The 8,669-nt window shown below is 33.5% G+C and carries 7 protein-coding genes; 1 reads left to right on the top strand and 6 read right to left on the bottom strand.

Features of this window, described 5'->3' with window-relative positions; genetic code table 11:
• Positions 1 to 331: 331 nt before the first annotated feature.
• The 5 genes from FLAPXU55_RS10985 to rpsF form a co-directional block, all read right to left on the bottom strand.
• The gene (locus FLAPXU55_RS10985) at positions 332 to 805 is read right to left on the bottom strand and encodes a DUF6495 family protein (RefSeq protein ID WP_180857687.1); all 474 of its coding nucleotides are present in this window, start codon (positions 803 to 805) and stop codon (positions 332 to 334) included.
• Positions 806 to 899: 94 nt separating this feature from the next.
• On the bottom strand, positions 900 to 4,070 hold the full coding sequence (locus tag FLAPXU55_RS10980) for a TonB-dependent receptor (RefSeq protein WP_180857686.1): 3,171 nt from the start codon (positions 4,068 to 4,070) through the stop codon (positions 900 to 902).
• A gap of 100 nt (positions 4,071 to 4,170) precedes the next feature.
• Positions 4,171 to 4,611 carry a 50S ribosomal protein L9 gene (gene rplI, locus FLAPXU55_RS10975; RefSeq protein ID WP_180857685.1) on the bottom strand — a complete coding sequence of 147 codons (441 nt, stop codon included), beginning with the start codon at positions 4,609 to 4,611 and terminating at the stop codon, positions 4,171 to 4,173.
• Positions 4,612 to 4,676: 65 nt separating this feature from the next.
• A complete protein-coding gene (gene rpsR, locus FLAPXU55_RS10970) occupies positions 4,677 to 4,973 on the bottom strand; it encodes a 30S ribosomal protein S18 (protein WP_002987043.1) in 297 nt (98 codons plus the stop codon).
• 5 nt (positions 4,974 to 4,978) lie between these two features.
• On the bottom strand, positions 4,979 to 5,320 hold the full coding sequence (gene rpsF, locus FLAPXU55_RS10965) for a 30S ribosomal protein S6 (protein ID WP_041518692.1): 342 nt from the start codon (positions 5,318 to 5,320) through the stop codon (positions 4,979 to 4,981).
• Positions 5,321 to 5,497: 177 nt separating this feature from the next.
• Here rpsF and FLAPXU55_RS10960 point away from each other — a divergent pair, with 177 nt between their 5' ends.
• Positions 5,498 to 6,196: a LytR/AlgR family response regulator transcription factor gene (locus tag FLAPXU55_RS10960; RefSeq protein ID WP_053473460.1), complete on the top strand. Its 699-nt coding sequence runs from the start codon at positions 5,498 to 5,500 to the stop codon at positions 6,194 to 6,196.
• Here FLAPXU55_RS10960 and priA read toward each other — a convergent pair.
• Positions 6,193 to 8,640: a replication restart helicase PriA gene (priA, locus tag FLAPXU55_RS10955; protein WP_180857684.1), complete on the bottom strand. Its 2,448-nt coding sequence runs from the start codon at positions 8,638 to 8,640 to the stop codon at positions 6,193 to 6,195. The two genes, FLAPXU55_RS10960 and priA, sit on opposite strands and share 4 nt — an antisense overlap.
• Between the last annotated feature and the right edge of the window lie 29 nt (positions 8,641 to 8,669).

Genomic DNA, 8,669 nt, shown 5'->3' with positions numbered 1-8,669 from the left:
AAAATACGGAGTTTTTAATAGATAAACATCCCATTTTTCAAGGCTTAAAAATATTAACGTTTTTGTGTTAAAATTAATATTTGTAAGTTTAAAATTACAATAAAAATTACGCAATCGATTGATATTTAACAATTTTAAGTATGTAATGGTCTAAAATTTACCGAAATTAAATAAAATCTTAAAATTTTAATTATTATTACAAAACCGCGTAAAAATACGGGTATCAGAAAACACAAAAGTCTAAACAATAGTTAAAAAATTAAAAAAAGGATAAACAATTAACACAATTGCTTATCCTTTTATAATATTTTGAAAATGAACTTATTACGGCCTAAGATTTTAAAATTGTATTAATTTGAGTAAATAATTGTCCGTCACTTAAAAAAGCGCCCTGTGTGATCAATTCAAAAATAGAAGAATTTCTATCCTCAGTAAAGACCTTTTTCCCCACTTTCATTTCGATATTATCCGTAAACATATTATCACTAAGCCATTGCAAACCTTCTTTACTCAAAAAATCGGTTTCGGGTACTAATGACTTCAAAACTATTGATTGCACATAAGTATCAAAACAATGAAACAAAAAGATATGATTTTTTGAAAAATGCTCTAAAAATTCTGCCCTGCCCAAAACACCTTCCCAAATTAAATCTGAAAAAACATCCAGTTCCTGCTCTGCTACTTCTGGTTTATTTATTTTAAGAGAATCCCACTCTGCTTTATCTATTGCCTGAGTTGCTAAAAAACTTGCAAATTCTGCATGCAATTCATCAAACTGCTCTTTTGTTAATCTTGCGTACTTCATCTATTATTTATTGTTTAAACGCTTTAAAAAGAACTTTTAATCATAAAAAAGCCCTCGCAAATGCGAGGGCAAATTTATAACTTTTTTGTCATTACTAAAAAATGTATCTAACACCAAATTGAGCCTGCCATCTTGAGGTTAAACTGGCATCATAACTAAATGTTTTGGTCTGCATATTATTAAAGGTATAAGTTGGTGTATTTCCAACAACAGTCACCCCAATAGGCTGAACACTAGTTGGTACCTGAACAACGCCCCAATCAGAATTTAATAAATTTCCAAAATTCAAAATATCAATACTAAACTGAATCGTGTTTGTTTTTTCAGATGCTGATGAATATTTAAAATTATAATCCTGTAATAACTTAATATCACAACGTCCTCTCCAAGGCGATATAGCACCATAACGCTCAGCATACTGCCCTCTTCTGTCTTTCATATATTTATCCTGCGAAATAAATTTATCAAAAGCTTCGCCCTGACCAGGCCCGCTAAAAGTCATTTGACCAATTTCTGCCGTTGTTGGAATATAAATCAAATCATTTACAGTAGAACCGTCTCCGTTAATATCCCCTCCATACGTATAATTAAAACGTCCGCCCTGAGCATATTCAAAAAATGCAGAAACTGTAGTCGCCCATTTATCCTTTCCGTATTTCCATTTTTTTGAAGCTACGCCAATAAAACGATGGTTATCGCCATATTTAGAATTCGAAAGCACATCATTATTTACATTTCCTAAAGCCGGATTAAAAGAAAAAGCATCTCCGGTAATTTCTGCTTCAATAGAGTTAACATCTTTTGATTTCATATAATTATAAGCAACACTAGCATATAATCCGTTTACAAATGTTTTCTGCAATTTAACAGAAGCATTAAAAGCACTTCCTTTATCAGAATTTGTCATTACATATGCGTTATTCGCGCCATGATCTGCAGCCACATAAATCGGCCTGTTATCTACACCAGCCAATACTCCCGTTGGAGGTTTTAATCCCCAGTTCTGCACTTGCACCGCATTAATATCTTTATTAAGCGATAAATCCAGCGTTACAATATAATTGCTTTCAAATCTATGATCGTAACCTAAACTAGTTCTCCATACTTGTGGCCATTTATAATCCGGATCCATAATTTGAAAAAAGCTGTCATCTGCACCACTTACCTGATTTCCTAACCAAACAAACGGGATTCTTCCTGTAAAAATTCCAGATCCTCCTCTAAGCTGCGAAGTCGCATTTCCTTTTACATCCCAATTAAAACCTATACGAGGCGACCATAAAATTCTATCGCTAGGTAAATCCGTCGAGATTAATTTTACCGCCTGACCTGTTTGCGGATTATAATAATCTATACTATTATCTCTTCCTGCTCCTCCGTTATCAGTATCTATATATTTTTGAATCAAATCTGCAGTATTAAAGTATAATGGTTTATCAATTCTTAAACCCAAAGACAATTTAAAATCATCACTTACACTAATATCATCCTGAGCATAAAGCGCCCACTGCCCTACGTTTAACTCGGCCAGTTTCCAACCGCCGTCGCTGCCTACATCAAAGTTACTTTTTGAATTATAGATATCTTGCGCATACTGAAGATTTTGCGCAATAATACTTGTAGCATATGGTTTTGCCGCATCAGTCAAGAAATCCTGAACTGTGAAATAAGGTGTAAAGAATGTTCCTGCATAACCATTTGGGTTTCCGAAATTATCATAACCCGCTAAGTTGAAAGAATTTTTAAAAGCGAATTTTTCAAAAGAAGTTCCAAAGGTAAAAGCATGTTTACCTACTGTATAAGTTAGATTATCAGTGATTTGAATTACTTTTTGATCTAAGGTATTATTTATAGAAAATGGCTCATGCCCCGCAATAATATAATTCGATCCTGCCCCATCCTGAATATTTATAACAGGCGCCGGAACAGAAAAAGGATCTCTGTAATCATTAAAATGAGTATAACCTGCTTGCAGTTTATTAGATACCGATTCGCTGAATTTAGAATTCAGCTCTACTAAAAAAGAACTCAGTTTATTATTGATTTGATATCCTGAATTTTGAAATTGTAATATAGAAGCATTTGGCCCTCTAAAACCTAAAGCTGTCGGGTGAGCAGGTTTATCTTTTGAAGCATCTAGAAAATTATAAATAACCGCTAATTTATGATTATCATTAATATTCCAATCTACTTTTATAATTCCTTTACTTGAATTTGATTCATGCTTAAATCCCTGATAAGCCCCAGTATTATAACCCAATTTTGCCAAAGCATCAGAAACTGCAATTAAATCAGATTCTAAAACTCTTGATTCATTAATTCCCGTAACGCCGTCATTATTATTGGCTACAAAATTAGAACCCAAATCACTTCGTTTATCAATTTCAAAATTCCCAAAAATGAACAATTTATCTTTAATAATTGGCGCTCCTAAACTAAATCCAGCCTGAGTCTGCTCTAATGAAGGTACAAATATTTTCTCTCCTTTAATTTTACTTCCCGTTAAATCCTGATTTCTGTAAAAAGCATAAGCAGTTCCGTGAATTTCATTCGTTCCCGATTTAGTAACCGCATTTACAGAAGCTCCTGTAAAACCGGACAATGTTACATCATAAGGAGCCGTAGCAACCTGAATCTGTTCAATTGCATCTAAGGAAATTGGCTGAGCACCTGTTTGTCCTCCGGGAGTAGCAGCGTCAAGTCCGAAAGGATTATTAAAAACTGCTCCGTTTAAAGAGTAATTGTTATATTGATCATTTCTACCGCCAAAAGATCCGCCGCTCGCGGTTGGCTCTAAACGGGTAAAATCTTCCGCCGATCTTGAAATTGTTGGCAGCGCTGTTAGCTCTCTCCTTCCAATTGTCGTTTCTGCACCGGTTTTTCCGCTTTTAAAAACTTTATCTTTTGAGGTGACTTTAACTTCTTCAAGAGTCTGACTTTCGTCAGCCAGAAGTACATCAATATTAAATGGTTTTCCTAAATCCAGATATATGTCATTATATTCCTGACTTTGGTACCCAACAAACGTTACCAAAATCTTGTAAGGTCCGCCAATTCTCATATTTAAAATATTAAACCTTCCATCTTCATTGGAAACGGCAGAATATTTAGTTCCAGTTGGAGTATGAACTGCTAAGATACCAGCTCCCGGTAATAGTTCATTACCTGAACTCTTTACAATACCTTTTATACTCGACGTTGTAGTCTGTCCTGTAGCTGCTGTGAACGCCAAAACACATAACATTAATGCAAATAGTTTTTTCATTTTCCTGGTTTTGAGTGAGTTAATTCCCTCAAAATTAGGCAAAAAAAAACCACTCCTAAGAGTGGTTTTTATATTTTATTAACAAGAAGTTAACAAAATGTTATTTTTCAGCAATAATCTCGTATGGTAATTCAACAATAACATCTCTGTGTAAACGGATGCTAGCTGTATATTTTCCTGTACGTTTTACGATACCACTAGTAATGAATTTTCTATCAATAGCGTTACCTGATTTCTCTAAAGCTTCAGCAATGTCGATGTTTGTGATAGAACCAAAAAGTTTCTCTCCACCAGCTTTTGCAGTAAGTTTAATTTCAAGAGCTTTTAAAGTTTCAGCTAATGCTTTAGCATCAGCAACAACTTTAGCTTCTTTATGTGCTCTTTGTTTTAGATTTTCAGCTAAAACTTTTTTAGCAGAAGGAGTTGCTAATGCAGCAAAACCTTGAGGAATTAAATAGTTACGACCGTAACCAGGCTTTACAGATACTACATCATCTTTAAATCCTAAGTTTTGTACGTCTTGTTTTAAAATAAGTTCCATGTTGTTGTCCTTATATTTTAGAAGTTAGGTTCTGCTGAACAGAAACCAGCGACTAGAGTTTTTAATTATTTTAATAAATCGGCCACGTATGGCATTAAAGCTAAGTGACGAGCTCTTTTTACAGCTACAGAAACTTTTCTTTGGTATTTTAATGAAGTTCCCGTTAAACGACGAGGAAGAATTTTTCCTTGCTCATTTACGAATTTCAATAAGAAATCAGCATCTTTATAATCGATGTATTTGATTCCTGATTTTTTGAAACGGCAATACTTTTTAGTTTTGTTAGTTTCAATGTTTAAAGGCGTTAAATATCTGATATCTCCGTCTTTTTTTCCTTTTGCAGATTGCTCTATTGTAGACATAATGATTAAGCTTTAGTAGATTTTAATTTTGCTCTTCTTCTCTCCGCCCATGAAATAGCATGCTTATCTAAACTTACAGTTAAGAAACGCATAACTCTTTCGTCACGTCTAAATTCAGTTTCAAAAGCAATCAGAACTTCTCCTGATACTTTGAACTCAAATAAGTGATAAAAACCACTTTTTTTGTTTTGGATTTCGTAAGCCATTTTTTTAAGACCCCAATCCTCTTTTGATACCATTTCAGCTCCTCTGCTAGTAAGAAATTCTTCAAATTTCGTTACTGTTTCCTTCACCTGAACCTCAGATAAAACGGGATTTAAAATGAAAACAGTTTCATAATGATTCATAAATAAAAAATTTATTTGTTAAAATTGGGTGCAAAAGTAACCATTATTTTTAAATATACAACACATTTTTTCTATTATTCGTCATAATGCAAAAATTATACGTCTATTTTAGTTTTTTTTCCAAAAAAACTATACATTTACTACTGCTATCCTGAATTTATTCTAAATTTAAATGTTATGAAACTAAACTGTGTTGTTGTGGATGATAGTTCTATACAAAGGACAATTATTGCAAAATTAGTTAATAATCACCCAGGTTTGCACTTAATCGGGGATTTTTCTAATGCAATAGAAGCAAAAAGTTGTATCTCATTAAATAATATCGACTTAATTTTTCTTGATATAGAAATGCCTGTCATTAATGGCTTTGATTTTCTTGATGGTTTAAAATCTAAACCACAAATTATATTTATCACTTCTAAGGCTGAATACGCGTTAAAAGCTTTTGATTATGATGCCACTGATTATCTGCAAAAACCAATCGCTGTAGACCGTTTTAATGCTTCTGTAAAAAGAGCAATTGATATGCATTTGCTTAAAAAAGAAGTCAAAGAAGAAGAAGGCGAACATATTTTTATTAAAAGCAACCTTAAAAAGCTTAAAATATTTACTGCTAAAATCAAATGGATTGAAGCTTTTGGAGATTACGTAAGAGTGGTTACAGAAGATGACAGTAACTTAGTACTTTCAACAATGAAGTCTTTTGAAAACGATTTATCAAAAGACAAATTCATTCGTGTACACAAATCGTATATCATTAATATTGATAAGGTAGAACGCTTTAATAGTAAATTTGCAGAAATCGGTATTACTAAAATTCCGCTTAGTCGAAACAAAAAAGAAGATTTAGTAAAAGCATTGTCGACATCTAATTAATAGAAATCGACATTGACAACAACTTTTATAGCTCTGTACTGAGCAACCGCTTCAAAACTATTCAACATTTTCTGAATAGTTTTTTTTGTGTTTCCTAAATGCAGGTTCTGCGGAATCTTAATTAATATAGTCCTTATATATTCATTTCGGATTCTGCTTATAGCCGGTTCTTCCGGGCCCAAAACCGGCATATTCAGGTTTTGGCTTAAAACCTGATACAGCCACATCGAACCTTCTTTCAATTTCTCAAACTCACGATGTTTTATCGTTAGTTTAATAATCCTGAAATAAGGCGGATATTTATAAATTTGCCTGTCATACAATTGCTCCTTATACATACCTATATAATTATGGTTTGTAACCTGCTGAATTGTATTATGATCTGGGTTATAAGTCTGAATCACAACTTTACCTTGTTTTTCAGATCTTCCTGCTCTTCCCGCAACTTGCGTCATCATTTGAAAACTTCGCTCAAAAGCCCTGAAATCTGGATGATGCAGCATATTATCCGCATTCATGATTCCGACTAAACTCACATTATCAAAATCTAAACCTTTGGCTAACATTTGAGTTCCAACCAAAATATCAATCTCCCGATTTTTAAAAGTATCGATAATCTTTTCAAAACCGAATTTACCACGAGTCGTATCCTGATCCATTCTAGCCGTTTTAGCTTTCGGAAAAAGCGATAACAACTCCTGCTCTATTTGTTCTGTTCCAAAACCTTTTGTTGTTAAATCGATACTGGAACAGCTGTGACAATGCGTTGGTTTTGCAATCGAATATCCACAATAATGGCAGCGCAATTGATTTTTAAATTTATGAAAAGTCAAACTTACATCGCATTGCTGACAATGCGGTACGTGTCCGCAGGTGATACATTCTATTATAGGAGAATATCCCCTTCTATTTTGAAACAAAATTACCTGTTCACCTAAAGACAAGGCCTCAGCAATTTCTTCTATTAAAACATCACTAAAATGCCCCGTCATTCTTTTTCTAAAATGTTTGTCTTTCAAATCGACCAAAACAACTTCCGGCATTCGAACATTTTTATAACGTTCTGTAAGCGTAACTAAACCGTATTTTTCACTCTGTGTATTAAAATAGGTTTCAATACTTGGTGTTGCAGAACCTAAAAGTACTTTGGCATTATGAAAGTTAGCCAAAACAATAGCCGCATCTCTGGCGTGATATCTCGGCGCAGGATCGGTCTGTTTAAAAGTCTGCTCGTGTTCTTCATCAACAATCAACAAACCTAAATCGTTGAAAGGTAAAAACAATGCCGACCTAGCTCCTATTACTATTTGTGCTTTTTCTGAATTTTCGAGTGTTTGCTTCCAAACCTCAACTCTTTCATTATTACTGTATTTAGAATGAAAAACAGCTACTTTATCTCCAAAATGAAGTCGTAAACGTGAAACCAATTGTGTTGTAAGCGCAATTTCCGGAAGCAGATACAAAACTTGTCTTCCCGTTTGCAGATATTCTTCGATTAATTTAATGTAGATTTCTGTTTTTCCACTTGAAGTTACGCCATGAAGCAAACAGACTTCTTTTTCAGTAAAACTCTCTTTTATTGCGGTAAAAGCATTTTGCTGTGCTTCGCTTAACTGTAATTCCTTATCTGTTTTTTCTCCGTTAAATAAAATACGATCTTGCTGTAAATAATATTCTTCGAAGATTTCATTCTTAATCAAAGTTTTTACAACTGCTGAAGTTGAGCCTGAAACCTCAACCAGTTTATTAACTGTTATTGGCTTTTTTTCTGAAGCGCTTATTTGAAAATAAGCCAAAACAATTTCTTTTTGCTTATCACTTCTCAAAATATCCAGCAAATTCATCAAACCTTGATCTGTTTCGTACTGTGAATGTAATTTTACATACCGAACCAGTTTTGGTTTGTAGCTTTCTTTTATTTCTTCTTCTAAAACAATAATATCTTTTGCTATTAATTTTTGAAGAATAGGCAGGATATTTTTTCTATTTAAGATTGAAGCAATTTCCTGAACCTTAAGCGAACTTTGATGCTGCAGTGCTTCATAAACCAAAAATTCATCATCAGAAAGTTCAGAATCGTTAACAATAACTTCTGGTTTATATGAAACAATAGTCTCGCTTTCTAATAATAATCCGGTTGGAAATGCTCCACGGTACACATCGCCGATTCCGCACATATAGTAATTAGCAACCCAAAGCCAGTGTTTAATCTGCGTTTCGGTTGCAATTGGTTTTTCATCTAAAATTTGATGGATTTCTTTAGCCTCATATAATGTGGGCGCATTTTCATGTGTATCTAATACAAGTGCTGTATATATTTTGCTTTTACCAAAAGGCACCGCCACACGCATTCCTTTTTTTATAAAATGGAATTCGGCCTCAGAAACACGATATGTAAAGGTTTTTGCTAAGGAAAGCGGTAAAATAACTTCGATAAAAAACATGCAGATATTTTAATAAAGATTGAAGAATG

Source organism: Flavobacterium panici (assembly GCF_903819335.1).
Lineage (GTDB): Bacteria > Bacteroidota > Bacteroidia > Flavobacteriales > Flavobacteriaceae > Flavobacterium > Flavobacterium panici.
This window is presented reverse-complemented; position numbering and strand designations above follow the sequence as displayed.